The sequence below is a fragment of the Alkaliphilus sp. B6464 genome, from assembly GCF_018141165.1.
GTDB lineage: Bacteria > Bacillota > Clostridia > Peptostreptococcales > Natronincolaceae > Alkaliphilus_B.
In genome coordinates this window covers 189,179-212,216 of the sequence record NZ_CP058558.1, presented here as the reverse complement: position 1 = coordinate 212,216, position 23,038 = coordinate 189,179, and the positions used below count along the sequence as shown (strand labels likewise).

Here is a 23,038-nt window from a genome sequence, read left to right as displayed (position 1 = left end):
TTTGTTTAATGTTGAAATAAATTAAGATAGATAGAAGGGAGATGATTACATGAATAAATTATTCAATAGAAAAGGTTCTTCAGAAATGGTTTCAGTAATTTTATTAGTAGTTGTAATAGGAGGACTTGCACTTGCAGTAACAGGAACTTTTACAAAGCAATCTAAGCAAAGTTTTAGTTCTGGTATGACTACCCAAACTAATCAATTAACAAGCAACTTTAATGAGGCTATTCAAAATAAGAGTGCTGAAACTCCGGGATTAAGTGGATCAACTAACTAATTTATATAAAGATTAGATAAAGAAAGGGCTATAAACATTATTTCTTATTAAAGAAAAGATTCCTAGTCCTTTCAGTACATAACCCACAATATTAAGAGATAGGAGTTGATATTTATGAAATTTTCAAGAAAAGGAAGTAGTGAAATTATTGCTGTTGTATTACTTGTAGTTGTTATAGGAGGTTTATCCCTTGCAGTTTCAGGTTCAATCGCAAATCAAACAAGACAAAATACTGATGCAGGTTTAACTCATACAACTCAAAAATTTGAAGAAACATACAATAATATATCTTCACAGATTAAATAGTTTGGTGGTGATTGGCATGAAAAAACTAAGAAGAAAAGGTTTTATTATAACAGCAGAGTTGATATTACTTACAGTTATTATTTCTATCGCTGCTATACTAGTATTTTCAACAACGACAAAAACAATGCAGGATAACTTCGATACTGAAACTAAAACAAAATTGCAGAGAGATTTATGGACTAATCAATAATAGCACTATTTTCTTAGGTAAAAGAAGATAGTGCTTATTTTATTTAAAAGCACTTAATAACTTGAATACCCTATGCTATTTTAATAAAATAATTAAAATTTATGGCAGGAGGTGTCTTTATGAAACCATTTAACATGTTTAATAAAAAAGGCAACGTTCTTACTCTTGAGTTTGTCATTATAATTATAATTCTTACATTCTTTATTTTTTATCCATTTGCATTATATTCGGCTTACCAAACAAAAGACATTATTGCAGATGTAAAAGATAGAAGTTTACAACTTGTTGCAACTACAGGAGAGGTTACTCCTATTATAGTGGATTCGCTTGAAAAAGAATTAGAGTTTTATAATTTAAAACCAAACTCAAATCAAAGGATAATTATGGCTTTTTATAATATGACACAAGACAATGGAGAGTTCAATGATTCTACTTTATCTGCGGGGAAGAAAACAGTAGTTGAGTTCACTACCGATTCCAATGGAAGATTGAAAGGCAGAATTGTTCATGATAACATGTCAAAAGCATACAGGAAAGACTATGATATTATTAGAATGACACTAGAATATCCATCAGATAATTTCCTTAACTCTACATTAAGAATGATTGGGAAAAAACTTACAAATACGAATAATACTGGTGCTGAACTTGCATTTAAAACATCAGGATTTATTATGAGTGAATACAAAGACTAAAAATAAAGTGACTAGAAAATCTAGTCATTTTTTATTATAAATTAATATGTTCAAGACCCTTGTAGATTCATAATATGTAGAATACATAAAAGTAAAATACCAAGGATTATGCATGATATTAATTTATTATTTACTAAACTATTATAAATCCTATCTTTTAGCGAAAGATCTCTCTTATTTTCTGCTCCTTGAGTTTGTGGATCTTGGTTATCTAATGTAATATTTGATTGTTCAGTTGTCTTGTTTTCTGATTTACTTTCTTTTACAGATATTGTTTTGAGCAGTTCCTCATTATTTCCTCCATATCGAACTTCTTTCCCTTGAAGCAAAGCATCTATATCGGCAATTATTTTATCTCCAACTTCTTCAGGATGGTATCCTATATAATTATATTCTTCATTAATAAATGTTGATGGGATTTTTCCTCTTAGTTTTTCATGCATGTTAACTGAATCCATCATTTTGTCAAATACGGGTAAAATTTCGCTGTTATCTTTATCAAAAACCTTTATTGCTACTTGCTCTTTCGTGTATTTTTCATATATTCTTTTGGGTAAATCTTCTTCTAATTTTTTACAATATAGACACCAACTTGTGCCAAATATTGTTATTCTGACAGGTGCATTGCTGTACTCTTCGTCTGTAAATATAGGAATATTTTCAAACATATAAGGTTCTGATAATTTAACATTGTTTTTTTCTGCAAAAGCAGGAATTATTGCTGAAAGAATTGTGGCCAGAATTAGAATTATAGGTAATAATATTTTAAAAAGTTTTTTAAACTTAAATTTCTTCATAAGATAGTCTCCTTGTAATTTATTTTTATTTATAACATAACACACGTTTTTACTATACGAAGGCTGATTATTACAATAAAATCAAGGAATGTACCGAAGTGTTTTATTTTATCGCTTTAAAAATTGAATTACTTGAAATAAGTAATTAAAATATACTATCCTAATTAACAGACTAGTAATAAAGAAGGGAGGTATTCTTATGCGAAAAAAAAGAATGATGTTTTTTATAAGTTTTATATTGTTGATATCTGTTTTTTTGATAGTTCCAGTATATGCTGCTGAAAAAACAATATCGAACTCATTTACATTAAGGGATCCTTATTCAACTGGAACAATTTCTGTCCCAACAGGAATGAGTCCTGTATCATATTATTTCAATGTTTCATCAGTAAGTGGGCATAGCGGAAACGATTGGGGAAAAATTGAAGGATATAATCCATCAAGTAAACAATGGGAGGAAATAGATTATAGAACTACTCGGAATGGAATTACAATGAGTGGTAGTATTGTCAATGATGTGTATACGCAAATTAAGTTTACCTACTATGCAGATCATTGTATGTATGATATTGCAACTGTATCATACTCATTAACTGTGAGAGACTATGTTATTGTTCCTAAGAGTCCAACTTATTCTAATCATACAGAGAATTCGGTAAGAGCGACATGGGATACAAATGGCAATATAAGTGGTACTATATATACACTTTACAATGTTACCACAGGAAAAACTGTATATACAGGAACTAATAACTATTATATAGAGACAGGATTAAATACTAATGCTTATTACCAGTATAAAGTGATGGCGACTAATCCATCAGGAAGAACTTCTAGTTATTCTACTACATCAGGAACTTATACAGCAGCAAAACAGCCTATATCTCAAGGGTTTGATAATATTACAGAAAATAGTGTAAGGCTTAAATGGAGTTCAAATGGGAATCCATCTGGAACTATATATGAATGGAATGTAAAAAACACTAGTGGAACTATAATAACTAGTGGTTCAACTACCTCAACAGATGTTACAGCAACAGGGTTAAGTCGGGCTACTAACTATAAATTGTATGTTAGAGCAAAAAACCATTCAGGATTGGTTACATCATACACACATTTGGGAGATGCTTATACTATATCAACTCCAAGCAATCCAACTTATTCTAATACAACAGATAATTCTATAACTATTAGTTGGAGTGGTAATGGGAATCCTAGCGGAACCACATATGAATTGTATAATGTTACTACTAGACAAACTATTTATAATGGGCCAAATACATCGTATATTCAAAGTGGTCTTAATAGTAACACCCAATACCAATATAAAGTAAGGGCTAAAAATTCATCAAATAATTATTCGGAGTACTCAGGCACCACAAACAAATATACTTTGGCAAAACTCCCAATATCAGATGGCTTTTCTAATTTAGGTACATCAAGTGTTACTCTTAATTGGAACCACAATGAAAATCCAAGCAACACAGATTATCAATATGTAGTTCAAAGAGTAAGTGATGGGGTTTGGGTTGCAAGTGGGTGGGTAACAGGTACTAGTGTTAATGCAACTGGTTTATCACCAAATGTTGAATATAAATTTCTGGTTAAAGCAAAAAATAAAGAAAATATAGAAAACAGCACATTTACTTCATTAGGACAAACATACAGTCATGCAAACATTCCGACAAGTTTGACTTTAAGTAATCCTACTCAAAATTCAATGACAATTAGTTGGAACCCTAATGGAAACTCAAATGGTACTAAATATCAATTATTTAATATAAATAGTAATAAGGTTGTTTACGAAGGAACAAATACTTATTATACGGACACAGGACTAAATCCTGATACATTTTATCAATATAAAGTGAGAAGTATTAATGCTAATGATGTTGTAACAACTTATTCTACAACAACAGGTAAAGACACCCTTCCAAGCAATATTTCTTCTGATGGAATAGATTCAATTACGACTAATTCTATGAGGGGGAAGGTAAAAAGTACAAATAGTACTAATGGAACTGCTTACTATTATGAGATTGAAGAATATAATGGAGGACTCGTTGGGAATAGTGGTTGGATAAATAAGATATACCATAATTTCACTGGATTATCACCAAATAAAAAGTATGATATTTATGGTAGAGTTAAAAATAATTCTGGTCAATTAGATAGAATTTTTATTGGTGCATCAACTACATTGCCAAATACACCGGGAGTGACGTCATTAAAAAGTTCAAGTACAAGATTATCAAATCATCTAACATGGGATACTAGTGGCAATCCAAATTATACTGTTTATGAATTACATGTAAAACCTCTAAATGGTGGAACTTATTCGTTACTTTATAGCGGGACAAATAACTTCTATAATCATAATTCATCCACATGGAGTGGATATGTTTATAAAGTAAGAGCAAAAAATTTAGATGGTGAATATTCGCCATATAGTGCAGAATATATATATACTGATACAATAAAGCCAGTAGGGCAAAGTATTGTAATTAACGATAATGCACAATATACAAATAATAAAAGTGTTAATTTAACATTACTGGCAACTGATGATTTATCAGGAGTAGAATATATGAGATTTAAAACAGAGAACGGTAATTGGTCAAATTGGGTTCCTTATGATACGACTTATAATTATCAGATGGACAATGTTTATACACATCAAGGCACAAATAAAGTATATGTGGAATTTAAAGACAAAGCGGAAAACATAAGTGATCCTATTTATGACACTATTATCTATGATAATATAATGCCTATAGGAACATTGAAAACTGATAAAGAAAAAGTTACAGATAAAAATATTGAACTTGAAATCACTGCCTCTGATATAAATCCAACAAATGCTGATTTTATTTCTGGATTAGATAAGATTAGATTTAGAGAGATATATAGGGAAACAGTAGTGAAGGATTGGAGTTCATGGGAAAGGCCAGTGTATTCTAAAAGTTGGATTTTAAGTGATGGTGACGGTGCAAAAACAATAGAAATGGAAATAAGAGATAACGCAGGTAATACTAGAATAGTACAACTTACAATAGCACTTGATACATTATTTATTGATAGGGCCATATTTACTGACATAGTGAATCCACCGCTTAATAATCCTGAACTACCTACATCCGAACTTGTAAAGATTAAAAGGGGATATGAGTTTACATTTGTAGTTGAGACTAAAGGATTCCCTGATACTGCTACATGGTACTTTAACGAACAAAGTGGACTTATGGATACAATCGGAGATAATAAATTTAAGAAAACATTAATAATAGATGTAGATGCTGAACATATTAATAACACAGTATTGCCAATAGATATTACAGTTCATAGAAATAGTGATGGAGCAGAAAAGTATGCAACACTTAAAGTACACGTTGTAGGCACAGCAAGGGAAGATTATGATATTAACCTAACAAACTAAGATATAAGATAGCCGTAGAATTTTTGTTCTACGGTTATTTTTATGTGATAAAAAATTGAATTTTAAGTCTTAAATAACTATAATATGTTAAATTTCAAAAATGGGAGGTGGAAGTATGCGATTCATAAAAAGAAAAGGCTTAATCTCATTTATTGCACTGATAATGATTATTTTAAGTAGTTTATTTGTATTCTATTTTATGAATATGAATGACACTCATTCTTTGGGGCTTCATGTTAAACATGGGCTAGATAGGTCAACTAAGGCTTCTAGTGTTGTTGTAAATGAGGATGTTCTTGCAGAAGGTTCTTTTAAAATAGATGAAGATAAATCAAAAGAGATATTTGAAAAGTTAATTAATGTAAACTTAGGCACAGAAAATTTAATTAAATTAAGTCCTATAAAACAAAATAATGGAGTAAATTATGTGTTCCAATATAACGGCAATGAAACGACACCTTTTGATACATCAAGATTAGAGAAAACACCAAAAATGACTTATTTTGTTTTTAATGCTGATTCAAAACATGTATCAAATAAATCTGCTGATGTTGAAGATTTTATAAATAATATAAAACAAACATTAAACAGTGTTCAAATCAGCAATAATTCTACAGATGATAAATCAATTAAAGATTCCATTATGTCAGAGTTGGTTGCTAGAAATATGAGTGATATCCCAGTTAATAGGGATCCGAAAATTAAGGATACTCGTTCATTTACTTTGGCAGTCGCAGAAATTCCAATTAATACTTTTAATGGTAGTTTAAAAAAGATATATCGTTTTTCTACCTCGAGATTAAATAGTAAGGTGGATACACAACAAGATAATACAAAGGTAATAATCAATGGACTTAGAGGAGAATATTATAAGCATGAAATATTGACTGATTTATCAGGGGAACCTATGCCTCCTACTTCTAAAGGTGAAAAAATGGCTGAAAGAATAGATAAGGAAATAAACTTTCAATGGGGTTTATATGAACCACATCCAAATCTCGATAAAGATGGTTTTACTGTTGTTTGGACAGGGCTTGTAAAAGCACCAGAGACAGGAATAATCGACTTTAGAACAATCACTGATGATGGTGTAAGGCTTTGGGTGGATAACACTTTACTAATTGATAAGTGGGGGCAACAAGAAGGTGCTAAGGCTTGGACTGGAACAATATCTCTAACAAAAGACCAGTGGTATCCTATAAAAATGGAATACTATGAGAATACAGGTGAGGCGACAGCATATCTCCAATGGAGATATCAAGGAAGAACTGATTATTCTATTATTCCAAGTGCTTATTTATTGCCTTATTCATCAGATTATAGTGGAGATACACCTTATTATTCTAAGACTTTTACTATTAAGGAACCTCTAGGAATTAAAAGATTTGGAGAAATTCTTGAAGTTCCTATTATATTTGATGAAGGAAAAATGGTTAAAGATACAATAAATATGACTTTATTAGAAGGTACAGAAATGGTTCCATTTGTGATGGAGGATTTAGTAAAAACATCAACAGGACACATTAAGAAAGGTAAATTAGTTTTTGTTGATGATATTGAACCTAGTGAAGAAAAAGCATACAGTCTTATTTTCTCTGATGGAATCACTTATATACCGCCTGAAAGTGGAATAAACGTATCAAGTAATAGCACACATATTTCAGTATCTAATAATAATTTATACTCTCTTAAATTTAAAAAAGATTCAAGAGCAGGTTATTCACAGGCATATATTAATGGTAGCGGATATGATGCTATTGGAGAAAAGACTGATAAAAATTTCTATTTTTCCTCAAAAAATCAGGAGAGTGGATATACTGATTGGGGTTCGTTAAACAATTTTAAAATCTTAAAAGATAATGCTATTTATACAACAATTGAATATACGGTTAAAGATACGGCAAATGCATTAGAATACGATGTAATAGCGAGTTATTATAAAAACTCTCCAATAATTAAACATAAATTTAAAAATACAAACATTTCAAATCAAACACTATATTCTTATATTGGTGGACATGCACCTATGTTTGAAAGAACATCTCATATGGATGGCATTGGAGCGTGGGGAGTAAGTGGTACCTATCAAATTGTAGAGGGAAGCGACTATCAAGCATTACCTCATTCTTATTTAGCAACGGGTACTGCTTATTGGTCAAATCAAAACAACTATGAGATAGGGTTGCACACTAGAAATGGTGTAGCAATGGTAGATTCAATAGGAGATGTAAAATATGATGGTGGAAGAATAAATTTACATCATGACAGTGAACAGCAAGTTCTTCAACCTAACTCCTCTAGTAGTGAAAAAGAATTTTGGATGTCTGTGTCTCATAATGATTATTTAGGGGATGGAAAAGATGTTGCACAAAATATTACTTTAAGAATGGCTAACCCCACAACTCTTAAAACTCCAGATGTAGTTAATATATTAGATAAACCAGATAAACCTGTTATTGTGCCTTCTAAGGCAGGAGTTATATTGCCGGCTGAAATTATAACATTTGATATAAAAGATCAGTATGATCAAAATGGAAATCCTATTATTGATGTTCAATGGGAGGGCAAAACCCCTAATAATAGATATCGTGGAGGACTTCATACCATAAGGGCAAGAGTTAAAAATGGACTAGGTATGTGGAGTGATTGGGCTGAATATGATTTTGTAGTTAAATTTAAGGTGTTAGAAGTTTATCTGTTTGAACCACAATTACCCGCAGTAATTAATCAACTTGTTCCAAATCAAGTAGATGTTTATGGTATAAGTTTAAATAGTTTCAATAGTACTAAGCCATCTCTGGAACAGTATGATATGCTAATTTTTGGTTTCTCAAACAATTATGGACTTATAGACTTAAATGATGAAATGTATCAAAAGGTTGATAAGTATATAAATGAAGGCAGAGGGGTATTGTTCACACATGATACAATAAGCCATCATAGTAAGAACTTTAATAAGTTTGCACGATACTTTCAATTAGATCAAGGTACAGATGGAAAAACTCAAACTGCCATTCGTTGGGGATATAAATATCCTTCATATCCAACATTGAACCCTGAAGGCATTACTAAGGTTAAAGAGGGTTTACTGACCAAATATCCATTTTTAATTCCAGATATAATAGATGTTCAACCAACACATAGTCAATCATATGAGACAGGAGCAGATGTTTGGTTTGCAGCAGATCCTACAAGACCTCAAGAGACTTGGTTTGCGATAAGTAATAATAATGTAGTGTTTTTATCTTCAGGGCATCATACCTATAATTATGATGGAACAAAGGGTAGTCTATTAGTTAATGCACCAGATGATGAGAAGAAACTTATAATTAACACTATATTTTATACAAGCCAATTTAGAAAAAGTGAAATAATTGAAGAACCAAATGCTAAGATTTCCATTTCAGGCCCAAATGTACCGGGAGTATATTATAGGGGAGATACTTTAACTTTTAGTTTATATGATGCATTTTTACCAAATGGTGAACCAACATCATATGAATGGAAGTTAACAGAAAAATTTGGACAACATAGGACATTTACATTTGATAAATCAAATCCAACTTATAAAATAGATGCACCACCTAATATAATTCCTGAATATGAAATTTCAGTTCAATTTAAAGATGGTCTAAATGTTCCTTCTAATTGGATTACAGAAAGTTTTAAAATAGAGAACAGACCTCCATCTACACCAACCGTTGATGTAAATGATACCCATACTAGAGTAAATGATAAGTTTAGAGTATATCTAACACCTTCATCCATTGATCCCGATGGTGACACCATAACTTACGAGTGGGATGGTAAAGCAAGTGATGACCTATATCCAGTTGGAGAAAATGTGGTAAAGGTAAGAGCAAAAGACAGTCATGAAGCATACTCTGCATGGAAAACTGTGACCTTTGTAACTAATAGGGAACCAAATAATCCTATAATTACAGTAAAGCCAACAAGAACCGTATCTAGTGGTAAATTTTTTGTAAATATTTCAGCAAGTGCTACTGATCCTGATGGAGATTCAGTCACCATTGAATGGCAAGGAAGAGCCGTTAATGACTATTATGCAGTAGGTACACATACAATTAAGGCAAGAGCAAAAGATGTTTTCGGAGCATACTCTGATTGGGTTACAAAAACATTTACAGTGGTAAATAATCCACCAAGTCAGCCTGTAATTCATCAATCACCAACAGGAAATATATCTAATAGTCAGTATAAAACAATTACTGCTACTTCAAGTGATCCTGATGGAGATGCTGTAACATTCATTTGGACAGGAAGATTAGCAGAGACTAGCAGATATCCAATAGGGCGACATACTATTACTGTAAAAGCAAGAGATGCAGCAGGGCTAGAATCTCAACAGGCTGCAATAGTATTCTTTTCACTTGACCCTAGCGGTGGTGGTGGAATGACGTTGACGGATCCAGAGTCAAGAATCTATGAAAACGGTATTGAAGGCGGTCATATTTTAAAGTATACGTTTAATGTTCCATCTGTAAGTGGACATTCTGGTAGCGATTATGCATGGGTTAAAGGTTATAACCCAAGCACAAGACAATGGGAGCAAATTGAATATAAGACTACAAGTAATGGTATATTCTTAAATAATGGTGGAGGAACACTTCCAGTAGGTAAATATACTAAACTTGAATTCTTTTATTATGCATCACATTGTATGTATAACAAATCTAATATCACTTATACAGTGGAATATGGATTCTAATAAAAACTAGGGAAAATTCCCTAGTTTTTATTAATATAAAGAATTGAAATATAAAGAAAATATAAATTATAATATACATCATACATCAAATAATATAAAGGAGGGGTTTTGTATGGATATGATATTAAAACTTTCAAATAAAAGAAAGAAACAAAAGTTTACAGTTGTTGAGTTGATTATTTCGATCATTGTGTTAGGGTTATTAGCAGGATTAGCGGTTCCAAGATTTATAGGTGTTAAGAGAAATGCTGATGTTGCTTCGTTAATTATGGATATTGAAAGTCTTGAAAAAGCAATAGTAATATATGATTCTAATAAAAACTCTTTACCACTTGGAGAAAAAATAACACCGAATCAAAATTTACTTAAAGCAATAACTTCTATTGGAGATTCAGGTGAAGAACTTTATAAAATCAATTTGGAGCAAAGCAAAGAATATCATACTAATTTAAAGCATGGCTATGATAAAGATTCAGAAGATTACTTTGTATATTCAAAAGAAAGCAATAGAGTATTTTATGCGGGAGGCTTAATGGATGAATATGGAGAGTTGGTTTTTTCTTCTGTTAATGGAGAAATTAGAAATGTTAAGGTTGCAGATAAAATGCTGTCTATGACTAGAAATAATATAATGAAAGGTTCAAACACATTGATGACTGGAGAAGTTCCTGCGAATGAGACAATAAAAGTTCTAGTAAATAATTCAGAAATTCCAGTTGAATATGAAAATATTGCTTATGCAAAACATATGGATAACATATATGCTGCTAAGAGTCAATTTAAAACATTTAAATCAGAATTAATAGTGGAAAGAGATAAGGTTAATACTATTGAAGTAAAAACTGCAAAGGAAAGTAAAATATTTAATGTAGAATGGGTCAATCAGGCTCCACAAAGACCTACTATTGCTATGAATGTAACAGGCAGAATTGTAAACGGTCTTTATGAAATTATATTAGGGGCTTCATCTATAGATCCTGATGGAGACCAACTAAGATATGAATGGGTTGGAAAAAGTGAAAATGATTTGTACACCCAAGGAACACATACAGTAAAGGTAAGAGCAATAGATAATTTTGGAAAAGCATCTGAATGGACAACTAAAACATTTGACACTAAAGATCCAATGAAGGCAATATTTGATGATTGGAATAATTATATTAAAACAGATTCTAAATCAGGGGAGTGGAAATACAATTCAACTAGCAAGTCTATATATTCTACTAAAAATGTTGGATGGACAGGGTTTTGGAATCCAGAGGATGTTAATTTAAAAGATTATAAAGTTAATGTATCAATGGCAGTAACTCCTAATGCGGGTGATGACGATAATATTGGAATGGCTTTTAGGATGCAAGATTTAAATAATATGTACATATTTGCTTTTAGCAAAGGTACAGATTCACATATTTATATAACTGGTTTATATAAAGTAACTAATGGTGTGGTTAAAAAACTTGTTGATTATTCATCTTGGAGATGGAACTTTAATATATGGTATAATATGAAATTTGAAGTTGTGGGAAATAATATAAAAATATATAATGGAGAAAATTTGATTATTGATTATACAGACAATGATAATCCATTTTTAACAGGAGGTTATGGTCCATTTACTATAAGTCAACAGAATGGTACATTTAAAAATATTTCTGTAAGTATAATAAATGATTAATATAAAAAGGACTAGGTTTCTAGTCCTTTTTATATTAAACAATTACTTTTTACATAAACTTCTGCATTTTGAATTTCAAGAGGTTTTAGTTTTGGTAATGATTCTAGTATTTCTATTATTAAATCAATTTTATTCATTTCTATTCCTCGTTCATACAGTTCTCTATTTAATAAATCTAAATACTTTATTCTATGTCTATAAATTAGGTTATTTACTTGCTTTATTTTTATATATTCTTTAGTATCTATATACTTTCTTAAATGAGGGCATAGAGTAACCCTGCATATAAAGGGTCTTGCATAAACAGGCAAAGAGCATCCCTTATCTTTTTCAAAGAAAATACATACTTTATTCTCTCTATTCTCATTATTATTTATCTTATTTGCAGAGAAATATATAACATTTAGATCTGCATCAATTATATATGGATGTTTAGATATTATATCAATAAAAATAGATTTATCTCTATCAATTATATTTTTTATATCATAAAGATCTAATTCTACATCATACCAACAGCAGCCACGTTTAGGCACATTTTTTTCTCTTTTTCCACAAGGTAAGTTACAGTTGGCACAACCTGTATATTTAATAACGGGAATTTCTTTTTCAGTTGTAATCAATATTTTATTCATGTATATCACTCCTTTAAAGAAAATGATATAGAACCTTTTTTAATATTATCAAGCATAATTTTTATGTGTTATTTTAAAAATAGTATTTTAAAATTGAGGTGAAATGATGGAAAGTTTATTACAAGAAAAAATAGTAGATGAATTAAAATATATGTATAACAAATCATCCGAACATGAAACGATGATGATATTTTTTATTAGATATATGATTTATTTTAATAATAAAAAAATAGATACAAAAAATTTGATTGAATTTTTAATAAGAGAATTAAATATGCCAAATCAAAATGGCTTCCATTTTTATGATACAAAAATATATAAAAGGTTTTTTCAAGGAACTTATAGCCTTGAGAATATAGTAGATGATTTTTCATTTAGGCATCTTGAAATGATTGCTACAAATTTAAAAGGGCAGAAAGTTGTCAAGAAAGAAATTTTAAAAGAATTCTTTGGAAAATATAAAGTTATTACAGAACAAAAATTTAAATATGAAAAGAAAACACATCCTTACTATCAATTCAGATATAAACATTTTATGCTTTTTCTATTATATAATGATTTTGAGATAATGGCCGTAAATTCTCCAAGAATGATAGAGGGGGTAACGTATCCTTTAGACCATAATGATTTTGCACTTACAATAGATGAATATTATTGCAGATATGAAGATATATATAATGCTGAAAATGAAAAATCAACAGAAAAAGAGGTAGAGGATTATATAGTAAACAACAGAGGTGTATTAGAAGGTTTTAAGGTTCTTAAAAGACAATATGAAATAGATAGTGGTATTATTGATTTGCTATGTGAAGATGAACAAAAAAACAAGGTGGTAGTTGAGTTAAAGGCAAATAGCAGACCAAAAGATTTAACATGGCAACTTAATGCATATACAAAAGATGTAAAAAAGATATTTAAAGATGATAATATCAGAAAGGTTGCGGTTACACCTATGTTAGATAAACCTATTATAGATGAATTGAAAGAAATTGATGCTGAACTCTACTATTTTGAGAAAAGATACGATAAATTTACATTCATAAAACAATTTTAGTATATGATTATGAAATTATCAGATTATATTTGCTCAAAGAGGCTGGTTTCCTAGCCTCTTTAATTTTTATTTGAGATGTGGAAACATTTTTTAATAAAGTATAAAAACTTTATATGAAAAAGGTGATAAATATGAAAGCATATATTGCAATATTAATTATAATTTTTATGCTTTGGGCTGCCCTTTTTACTAATAGTAATCGAACTCTTGTGTCAAATACCTCCAGAATACATGATGACGCTATGATGATTGAAGATGAACAATATAAAAATCTTCTGAAGGAAAGAATTAGATTATTAGAAAGTAAAAAACCTATAAATATGTCCATTATCACTTTAAAGGAGTGTGGTATAAGGGAATCTGAATTTTTTCTTGATAACATGGAATTAGAATTGCAAATAGGTAAGACAAAAGACAAGAGGATATTAATTATTATATTTGAAAAAGATAATAAAGTTATTATATGGATAGATGATATTTTTAAGAAGTATTTTAACGGATTGAAAATAAAGTACCTTGAAAATGAGATTAAAAAAGGAATAAATGAGGAGATTTTAGAAGAAAAGATTTATCATGTCGTTAATAAAACATATCAATATTTAACTGATTATAATTTAGTTAGTGTATTTACCTACAGGGTTACATCATTTTTTAATGATATATTTATTAAATACGGTGCTCCGATAAAGAGAAAAACGGTTCCTAAGAATTACATTCATTTTAATAAACTAAAGGAAATAGAAAGGGCGATAAAATAAATTAAGGTGAGATTGACTCACCTTTTTTTATTTTATTTCTTCTATAATAACGTCTCCATAATTCCACTTATTTTCTATTTCATTATTTGTAAATATAAAGTTTGATTTTTCTTCAGTATAAAGTTTCCCATTTACCTCTAAACTACAAATAGAATTTGTTAGGTTTACAATTTTTAAAATATCCTTAAATATTCCTTTTTGATTGTTCATTTCACCACTTATGAACTGAACCTCTTGTTGTTTAAATATCATAGATAGAAAACCTCCCTATGTAAATATAATAATTAAATTATAACAGATATTTTTAAAATTTGAATGTTTGAAATAGAAATTAAGAATATTTGACTTTATAAATTTAAATATGGTATATTCTAATACATAATAATGATAATAAGGAATTTTGGCATAATGAAGTATAAAGCGAGGGATGTTAGGTGACTAAAAAGTTAATTTCAATAAATTATGCTTTAAGTGTTTTGAATAAAGTAGAAGATAATAATATAAATAAGGTTGATATAGAAAAACAAATTGAAAGAAAGATGAAGGAAATACATTTTTCATCAGAAGATACCGTTTATTTTACAAAAGAATTTCCTTGTGAGAAAACATGGACAAACTACTTAATTATTGGAACTGCTAAAAAGAAAAATAATACAATAGAAGTATTTATTACTGATTTAGGGTTTCTGAACAAGAGAGTTAGTTTTGATAAAGATTCTAAAATATACACATTGGAGTCTAAAGAGGATGGGATTTCCATACCAGAGTTTATTGAACAACTTAAAATGCGAAAATATGATAAGGATTGAAGATATTTTTCTTCATCCTTATTTTTAAAAAAAAGACTTGAAAAGTAAAAATATGATTCTCTAAAATCTCTTTACATAATTATATTAGGTTTTTATTTATTTAAGGAGGAGAATACATAATGAAAAAGGAAAAAGTTTTTGTTAATGTTTTAGGTTGGGAATTTAAAATGGTGATGACAAATAGAGCATATGATACATGTCCGTCAATTGCTGAAAATTCAGAGAGTGATGATTTATTTGTTCTTAATAATCTCAAATTGTTCTTAGAAAATGCTAAGTCAGTTGATTTAGAGGGAATTAAAGCAAATCAAAGATTCATCATTAATAATGGAATTTATGCTGCTGAACTTGTAATAGGCACTGAAATTGTTGTCACAAAATTTATTGAACAAAATCAGTTACAGAGATATATAAACAAATACAGTACAACAGTATTTAACTTAAATTCAAAAGATTTAGCAATATAACCAGAAAACTCTAGGCTAACCACCTAGAGTTCTTTTTTATTAATTAATCTTTTGGAACATTCATTGATGAATTATCAATGACATCTGACTTAGGATCATCTTTAGGTTTAATAATATCTATACCTTTACTGCTTGGATTATCAGAACCATTATCTTGTGTAGGGATATTAGAACTTTCTCCTTGCTCTGCCTCTATCATATCTGTATTTTCTTCAGGAATTAATGAATTCATAAGTTGTTGTTCTGGACTCTCCAATTGAGCATTTAAACCCAATGCATCACCATGAATGTCATTAAGATTAGAGTTTGTAAAATCATCAAAAATAGAAATTGCATTTTCAGTAGGATCCATACCTACCATATAAATATCCATTGGTATTTCTGCAACGGAATTACTAAAAAAATCATTAAAATCTTTAGACCAATCTCCATCAAAAATAGCCTGTGAGAATTCTAGTTCTTGCCCTATATCCATAAAGGCATCTAGTCCTATGTTTCCATCTAGGGAAACATCCCCTAAATAATCGTGAAAAAACATAGGATTATTTAAAAAGTCATCAATCGTATTATTATAAGCAGCACTATCAGAAATAAATTCACTGCTCTCCATTCCCATATATACTTGATCTAGTACCATTTGCATAGATTGATCCATCATAATGTTATCCATTCCAATATCAAAATTCATATTAGCATATACTACGTTTGTAGGGAAAAGTACCATAGCAAGGGTTACAGCATATACAATAATTCTTTTTTTCATAAAAACACCTCCAAAATTAGATTTTATGTATTATAGACTCTATTACTTATCTACTTCAAGTTGTAAAAAGTAAAAACACTATCATTTTGATTGATAGTGTCTTTACTTAATTAATTTAAACTTCGGATAATATTTGAAAGTTGCTTTCCCTAATATATCGCTCCTAGAAACATATTTATTTTTCCAAAAGCGAGAATCCTGAGAATCATTCCTGTTATCGCCTAACATAAAATATTTATTAATTGGTACTTTGTAAGGACCAAATTCTCCTTGGATTATTTCATTAACATATGGTTCATCTATAACTTCTTCATTTATATATACTTTACCATTATTAATATAAATTTCATCATTAGGAAGACCTATAATCCTTTTAACAAACAGAATTTTTTCGTCATCAGGATATTTAAAAATTACTACATCACCCCTTTGAGGAGTTGATATAAAATAAGACATTCGACTTGCGATAACACGATCATTAGGCATAATAGTTCCGATCATAGAACCAGTTGGCACTGATGCATTAACTATAAAGTAATTGTTTAATAAGAACACTATGCTTAGTGCCAATAGGGTTAATCGAATCCATTCAAATATTTCTTTTTTATTAATCCACTTGTATTGTTCATTTTTATGGTTGGCAACTTCAAAAACATTATCTTTCATGCCAGTACCTCCCTTGCTAGTATTCAAAAGTGATTTTTTTAAACTTTACTAATTCTTTATCATATTCCATTATATCTATTATATAAAAATTATCTATGATTTTCATAGCGATTTCAAGTTCAAGTTCATCAACCTTTTTTGGCAAACTGAAACAAATCTTATTTTTTCTTCTAAAGTTTATAAAATATTTATATATATCGTTCTTATTGTCAAAAGAATCATGCAGTTTTTTTGGTATTTTAACTTCGGTAGGAAGGGAATTCACAAAGAATCTATATCTTTCGATTCTGTGATGTATTTGTGATATTACTTCATCTGAATTATTTTCTTTTAAAGTTTTTTCATATTTACCAGTTTCAATTTCTTGTTTTGTAATTAGAAAGTCATCTATCAGTTTGAGTCTTGATTTGTAATTATATGTCCCACTTTTTTTATTAAGTGTGTTTCTTTTAAATTTTGAAATAGATTTTAGAAAATCCAATGAAGGCTCTTTTGCCATAATAAACACCTCTTTCATTAGTTTTTATATATTTTAAATAAAATAATGAGAAAATCAATTTTTAAAGAACTTAAATGTGTAAATAGCAAATAAAAGGAACAAGAATTCTTGTTCCTTTTGTAAGATTAATCTTTTCCTATTAAAATCATAAAATCTTGATATAGGAGATAAGTAGTTAATAGGCTAAATGGAATTTTCCAATACTGCTCTACTAAAGGAACATTTTCACGTCCATATAAGAGCATCATATAAAAAACCACTAAAGCACCAATATTCGATACAATAATTCTAAAGATTCGTTGACCTAAAGTTTCCACGTAGATTTCACCTGCCTTATGTTATTAATATTTTGCACAATCATATATCTATAATTTGATACATCTAGGAAACAGAATTCTTTAAGAGTAGAAATTTATATTAAAAAATAAAAAATTGCCTCCTTTTATACTTATAAAAAACAATTATTGTCATAGCATTTAGATTTTAATAAATAGCGGGAAAGGGTTTCAAGTATAAAATAAAATTATATATATTTTTGATTATTATGTATTAAATCTTTATAATTCTTGAGTAGAGAGGGGGGATTGAAGTGAAAAAAATTATTAAATATGTTTTGATAATGTGTATACTATTTAATTTAGCAGGTAGCACTACAACATTTGCAGCAAATAAGAGTGAAGAAATGATAAAGACCTTTTACAATTCTGTTACATCAGAAGGAGGGTATATTAATTATGTAATAGGTATAGTTGAAAATAAAAATGGTACTTATTCTTTAAATTTATTTATTAAAGAAAACATTACTGGTATTGAGTTAGGTTTTTTTGCAAGTCCATCTATTATGAAAAGTTTAGAAGATACAGATATACAATATGAACCTTATGTGGAAAATAAATTTTTCTATATAAAGGGAGAAAAAATATATAGTTCATTAAATGAAATATCTGTTGATTTGGTTCAGTTTTCATTTATTGAATTGGTTCAGATAGATAATTTTATTATGGGATCTGCTGATTTAACTATATGGGATAATTTAATGAAAAACAATAAATTAATAGATAGTATATATTCTACTAATCGTTATGTTTTTTCATATAGACCTCTTAAAATTAGCCATGGAAATTATACTGGAATTAATAATGGAGAGTATGTTTGGATATTAGAAAATGGAAAGAAAAATGATATTATAATAGAAACGAAAAACAGTAGAAGTTCCATGACCACTATAATTATCTTAGGGATATTAGTATTAGGTGGAGGATTATTTTTTATTTTAGGTGGTTCAATTAATTTAAATAAGATTAAAATGAGCAGAGATAAGAAAAAAAATAATAGTCAATATGGAGACAATTATTATGACGATTATTATGATGATTATAACGACTATTAGAAACTAAAAACAGTCGCTAATATGTATTGTCTATTAGTTAGAATATATACTAAAAGATAAAAATAACACCTTGAGGTAATCTCAAGGTGTTAAAATAACATTATTTATTAATAATTTTTCTAACTACCTTTACTAATTCACCAAAAATGATGATAGTAGAGGAGAAGCCAACAATTCTAATCCATGTTACTAAATCAAGAGGTACAGTTTTAAATATTGAACCTCCAAATTGAGTTACGGCTACTTGAATTAAAAATGTAGCAAAGATAGTTACTAGCATTATCTTATTATGGAATAAGTTTTTAAATACACTATCTGTACCAAATTCTCTTGAGTTAAATGCATTAAAAATTTGAAACATAACAAATGTAGTAAAGGTTATAGTTAATTGTTGAGTTTCATTTGATGGGTCTCCAAATGGTCTGGCCACAAGTAAGAATATTAACATACCAACCATAAATAATCCATGTAAAATAATTCTTGAAAGCATATCTTTTGTTACAATACTCGCATCTCTTTTTATAGGCTCTTTCTTCATTAAGTGTTTTCTAGGTGGTTCTAAGCCAAGAGTTAAAGCAGGAGGTCCATCCATTACAATATTAACCCATAATAGTTCAAGTGCAGTAAATGGCATTGGAAAACCAAATATCTCTGCTAAAAAGGCAGTTAAGAAAGCAACCACATTTACTGTTAATTGAAATTGAATGAATCTTTGAAAATTCTCGTAAATACCTCTACCCCAAAATATAGATGTTACTATTGATGAAAAAGAATCGTCAAGAAGTACAATATCAGCAGCCTCTTTAGATACTTCTGTACCTGCAATACCCATTGCAATACCGCAATCTGCTTTTTTAAGAGCAGGGGCATCATTAATACCATCACCAGTTACGGCTACAACATCACCTTTTTTCTTTAAAACATCTACGATTCTCTGTTTTGTCATTGGTTTACTTCTAGCGATAACTTTAATTCTATCAATTATATTAAGTAATTCTTCATCTGACATATCTTCGATTTCATGAGCCTCTAATACTAGAGCATCAGCATCTAAGATCTCTAATTCATTAGCAATTGCTGTTGCAGTAACCTTATTATCTCCAGTAAGGATTTTAAGATCAACACCTGCTGCACGAGATTCTCTTACAGCATCATAAACTTCTTTTCTAAGAGGATCAGCAATTCCAACAAAACCATCAAATATAAATTCATCTTCAATTTTTATTTGTTCATTTAACCAGTCCATTTCAGCGACTTCCCTATGTGCAAACCCAAGAACCCTCTTTGCTTGAGATTGTAACTTTTCTATCTCTGAAACAAGTTCTACCTTAATTTCATCTGTTAAATTCATTATTTGTCCATTTATTGCAACTTTAGTACATAAGTCTAAGATTTTTTCAGATGCTCCTTTAGTATATACTGTAAATGTTTCTCCATTTTTAATAACAGTAGACATCATTTTTCTATCTGAACTAAATGCATATTGATAAGCGACTTCTGCATTATGTCTTAAATCTTCATAATTACTAATGACTTCCTTATCATTTAAATATTTAGAGCATTTGCTTTCACATAATGTTCCTTCTTTCATATAATTAATGCACTTAGTAGGGGAAAGAGAACATATTGTTTTAGTAAAAGCCTCAAGTAATGAACATTCAGTGGCATTTCCAATAAATTCGTGTTTCTCATCTTTTATTTGTAAATTTGCAGTAGAGTTAATGGCAAAGTTTTCAATCATGTGACCTGATTGTAATTGGTCAGGTTTTATTAATTTACCATTACTATATATATCTACAACAGTCATTTTATTTTCTGTTAATGTACCAGTTTTATCAGAACAGATTACATTAATACTTCCAACAGTTTCACATGCAATCAATTTCTTAACAAGAGAATTGTTTTTAGCCATTTTTTGCATATTAAGTGATAAAGTCATAGAAATCATTGTCGGAAGTCCTTCTGGTACAGCAGCAACGATTAATGTTATGGATACTATAAAGGCATTTATAACTTCAGGAGCAGTAATACCTTCACCATTCATCATTTTAATAATCTTAATAACAAAAATAATACCTGCTGCAAAAGTACCAATTAAAGAGATTTTCTTTCCAAGATCGCCCAACTTTTCCTGAAGTGGAGTTTCATCTTCTTCTGAATCCTTTAATCCTTCTGCAATTCTACCCATTTCAGTATCGTCACCAACACTAGTAACAATCATAGTACCTTTTCCTTCTGTTACAAATGTCCCACCGAAAACCATATTTTTTCTTTCGCCAAGTGGAGTTTTGTCGTCATCCAATACTAATTCAGCATTTTTCTTTACATCATCGGATTCGCCAGTTAGCATAGATTCATTAATTTTAAGATTAAATGCTTCTATTAATCTCCCATCAGCAGGAGCCTTATCTCCAGTTTCTAAAAAAACAATATCTCCAACTACTAATTCTCTTTTTAATAAGTAAATTATTTTTCTATCCCTAAGTACTTTTACTTTAATATTATCATTAATTTGATTTAAAGTTTCAAAAGCCTTTTGAGATTTGCCTTCCATAGTCATTGCAATGGTAGTAGAGAGCATAACTGCTAATAATATAGCAATACTTTCTATGAAATCACTGTGTTGATTTGAATAATGAAGGTATACATTTGTTGATAAAGAAATAAAAGTCGCAACTAATAAAATTAAAATCATAGGATCCTTTAGATTATCTAAAAGTCTAGTAAAGAAACTTTCCTTTTTAGGAGGAGTAAACTCATTATATCCATATTTCTTTCTGCTTTCTTCAACTTGCTTGTTATTTAAGCCAGTTCCTTTTGATACACCCAAAGTTGACAATATTTCTTCATAAGATTTTTTGAATGAATTATTCATTCTTTCATCATCCTTTCTTACTTTCTTGATTTGTGTTTTTAACATAACACACGTTTTTTTAAACGTAATTGTAAAATAATTTTTTATTATTTTAAAAATACAAAAACCCCTCCTCAAAGATAGAGGAGAGGTTTATTAAGTTAATTAACCTAAGAAATTCTTTAAAGCACCTTTTACCATATTTTCCATGCCATTTCCTTGGCTTTGACTACCGAATTGACCTTGACTACCAATCTGCTCTCCACCAAATTGTTGTCCCATTTGTTGGAACCCATTTTGAGTGTTTTGGAAAGCAGAGTTTTGCATTTCAGGCTGATATCTCTTATCGTCAATGGCTAATTTAAAACCACTTTCCCTTTCATAAGGCTGAATAACAACTTTATGTCCCGGTTGTTTAAATTCAAGAGCATAAGATTCGCCTGAAGTTTGTCCAATCAACATTTTAAAACTCATATGTGCTTTTAATGTCGGATCTGGACCAGTCCAAGCAACTATTGCATCAGGATCTACAACGCATGGAGTATCAAGAATGATAGGGTTTCCATTTGTCATAATAGCAACTTGTGAACCCTGTCCTTGTCCAGTTATTTTTGAAGTAAATAGGCCTTTTTGCGATACAGTTCCTAACGCAAAGAAATTAATACCATACTTACATCCATCTGTAAGTGCAAGTAAGTTTTCACTCTCTACACTAATTGATTCTCCATTATTTAATCCAACAACAGTAACATGTTGAGCCAAGTCCGCAAGATATAGAATTCCTTGACCTTGTACTTTCATAAGTTCAAGATTTTCACCAGTTAACTTTCTACCCATATGTCTTGCTGCCATTGCCATTACATTTCCACCATTAGGGTCAAGCAAAACTTTATCAAATTTAAAGCGTCCTTGATATCCAACCATAGAGCCTTTTTTTGCATATAAAACGCCTTGTTGTTGTGCTTGTGCTAAACATGAAAGTTCGTTATGAACTGCTAATCTAAACATAGAAATCACTCCTATTCGATTTATTAT

21 protein-coding genes are annotated in these 23,038 nt (G+C 29.5%); 12 read left to right on the top strand and 9 right to left on the bottom strand.

Translation table 11 applies throughout. From position 1 onward, the window contains the following. Positions 1–49: 49 nt before the first annotated feature. The 4 genes from HYG84_RS18970 to HYG84_RS18955 all read left to right on the top strand — a co-directional run bounded on the left by HYG84_RS18970 (position 50) and on the right by HYG84_RS18955 (position 1,471). Positions 50–280 (top strand): hypothetical protein, encoded by a 231-nt coding sequence (locus HYG84_RS18970; RefSeq protein ID WP_212383320.1) that lies wholly within the window; start codon positions 50–52, stop codon positions 278–280. A 114-nt stretch (positions 281–394) separates the two neighbouring features. Then, the gene (locus tag HYG84_RS18965) at positions 395–586 is read left to right on the top strand and encodes a hypothetical protein (RefSeq protein ID WP_212383317.1); all 192 of its coding nucleotides are present in this window, start codon (positions 395–397) and stop codon (positions 584–586) included. A gap of 16 nt (positions 587–602) precedes the next feature. Further along, positions 603–776, top strand: a complete 174-nt coding sequence (locus HYG84_RS18960; protein ID WP_212383314.1) for a hypothetical protein — start codon at positions 603–605, stop codon at positions 774–776. A gap of 119 nt (positions 777–895) precedes the next feature. Beyond that, positions 896–1,471 carry a hypothetical protein gene (locus HYG84_RS18955; protein WP_212383311.1) on the top strand — a complete coding sequence of 192 codons (576 nt, stop codon included), beginning with the start codon at positions 896–898 and terminating at the stop codon, positions 1,469–1,471. Positions 1,472–1,521: 50 nt separating this feature from the next. Here the strand turns inward: HYG84_RS18955 and HYG84_RS18950 are convergent, their stop codons facing one another. Continuing rightward, the gene (locus HYG84_RS18950) at positions 1,522–2,268 is read right to left on the bottom strand and encodes a hypothetical protein (RefSeq protein ID WP_212383307.1); all 747 of its coding nucleotides are present in this window, start codon (positions 2,266–2,268) and stop codon (positions 1,522–1,524) included. 199 nt (positions 2,269–2,467) lie between these two features. Here HYG84_RS18950 and HYG84_RS18945 point away from each other — a divergent pair, with 199 nt between their 5' ends. The 3 genes from HYG84_RS18945 (at position 2,468) to HYG84_RS18935 (ending at position 12,108) form a co-directional block, all read left to right on the top strand. After that, positions 2,468–5,704: a fibronectin type III domain-containing protein gene (locus HYG84_RS18945; protein WP_212383304.1), complete on the top strand. Its 3,237-nt coding sequence runs from the start codon at positions 2,468–2,470 to the stop codon at positions 5,702–5,704. A 115-nt stretch (positions 5,705–5,819) separates the two neighbouring features. Then, the gene (locus tag HYG84_RS18940; protein ID WP_212383301.1) at positions 5,820–10,433 is read left to right on the top strand and encodes a PA14 domain-containing protein; all 4,614 of its coding nucleotides are present in this window, start codon (positions 5,820–5,822) and stop codon (positions 10,431–10,433) included. Positions 10,434–10,545: 112 nt separating this feature from the next. Next, on the top strand, positions 10,546–12,108 hold the full coding sequence (locus tag HYG84_RS18935) for a hypothetical protein (RefSeq protein WP_212383298.1): 1,563 nt from the start codon (positions 10,546–10,548) through the stop codon (positions 12,106–12,108). A gap of 29 nt (positions 12,109–12,137) precedes the next feature. Here the strand turns inward: HYG84_RS18935 and HYG84_RS18930 are convergent, their stop codons facing one another. Beyond that, on the bottom strand, positions 12,138–12,743 hold the full coding sequence (locus HYG84_RS18930; RefSeq protein WP_212383295.1) for a hypothetical protein: 606 nt from the start codon (positions 12,741–12,743) through the stop codon (positions 12,138–12,140). Between the two features lie 106 nt (positions 12,744–12,849). Here HYG84_RS18930 and HYG84_RS18925 point away from each other — a divergent pair, with 106 nt between their 5' ends. After that, positions 12,850–13,797: an endonuclease NucS domain-containing protein gene (locus tag HYG84_RS18925; RefSeq protein WP_212383292.1), complete on the top strand. Its 948-nt coding sequence runs from the start codon at positions 12,850–12,852 to the stop codon at positions 13,795–13,797. 113 nt (positions 13,798–13,910) lie between these two features. Beyond that, positions 13,911–14,555 carry a hypothetical protein gene (locus HYG84_RS18920; RefSeq protein WP_212383289.1) on the top strand — a complete coding sequence of 215 codons (645 nt, stop codon included), beginning with the start codon at positions 13,911–13,913 and terminating at the stop codon, positions 14,553–14,555. 27 nt (positions 14,556–14,582) lie between these two features. Here HYG84_RS18920 and HYG84_RS18915 read toward each other — a convergent pair whose 3' ends face one another. Beyond that, positions 14,583–14,807 (bottom strand): hypothetical protein, encoded by a 225-nt coding sequence (locus HYG84_RS18915; protein ID WP_212383286.1) that lies wholly within the window; start codon positions 14,805–14,807, stop codon positions 14,583–14,585. Between the two features lie 182 nt (positions 14,808–14,989). Here HYG84_RS18915 and HYG84_RS18910 point away from each other — a divergent pair, with 182 nt between their 5' ends. Next, entirely contained in the window at positions 14,990–15,364 is a 375-nt protein-coding gene (locus tag HYG84_RS18910) for a hypothetical protein (protein WP_212383283.1), read from the top strand. Between the two features lie 119 nt (positions 15,365–15,483). Beyond that, positions 15,484–15,831 (top strand): hypothetical protein, encoded by a 348-nt coding sequence (locus tag HYG84_RS18905; RefSeq protein WP_212383280.1) that lies wholly within the window; start codon positions 15,484–15,486, stop codon positions 15,829–15,831. Between the two features lie 43 nt (positions 15,832–15,874). Here the strand turns inward: HYG84_RS18905 and HYG84_RS18900 are convergent, their stop codons facing one another. From HYG84_RS18900 to HYG84_RS18885, 4 genes are all read right to left on the bottom strand, one after another. After that, on the bottom strand, positions 15,875–16,594 hold the full coding sequence (locus tag HYG84_RS18900) for a hypothetical protein (protein WP_212383275.1): 720 nt from the start codon (positions 16,592–16,594) through the stop codon (positions 15,875–15,877). 102 nt (positions 16,595–16,696) lie between these two features. Further along, a complete protein-coding gene (lepB, locus tag HYG84_RS18895; protein WP_212383272.1) occupies positions 16,697–17,260 on the bottom strand; it encodes a signal peptidase I in 564 nt (187 codons plus the stop codon). 16 nt (positions 17,261–17,276) lie between these two features. After that, complete coding sequence (locus tag HYG84_RS18890) at positions 17,277–17,759, bottom strand: hypothetical protein (protein WP_212383270.1); 483 nt, start codon at positions 17,757–17,759, stop codon at positions 17,277–17,279. Between the two features lie 125 nt (positions 17,760–17,884). After that, positions 17,885–18,076: a hypothetical protein gene (locus HYG84_RS18885; RefSeq protein ID WP_212383268.1), complete on the bottom strand. Its 192-nt coding sequence runs from the start codon at positions 18,074–18,076 to the stop codon at positions 17,885–17,887. A 272-nt stretch (positions 18,077–18,348) separates the two neighbouring features. Between HYG84_RS18885 and HYG84_RS18880 the strand changes: the two genes are divergently transcribed. Further along, positions 18,349–19,149 carry a hypothetical protein gene (locus HYG84_RS18880; protein WP_212383266.1) on the top strand — a complete coding sequence of 267 codons (801 nt, stop codon included), beginning with the start codon at positions 18,349–18,351 and terminating at the stop codon, positions 19,147–19,149. A 100-nt stretch (positions 19,150–19,249) separates the two neighbouring features. Here HYG84_RS18880 and HYG84_RS18875 read toward each other — a convergent pair whose 3' ends face one another. Then, positions 19,250–22,024, bottom strand: coding sequence for a cation-translocating P-type ATPase (locus HYG84_RS18875; RefSeq protein ID WP_212383264.1), 2,775 nt, complete (start codon positions 22,022–22,024; stop codon positions 19,250–19,252). A gap of 144 nt (positions 22,025–22,168) precedes the next feature. Then, a complete protein-coding gene (locus HYG84_RS18870) occupies positions 22,169–23,011 on the bottom strand; it encodes an AIM24 family protein (RefSeq protein ID WP_212383262.1) in 843 nt (280 codons plus the stop codon). Positions 23,012–23,038 lie beyond the last annotated feature (27 nt).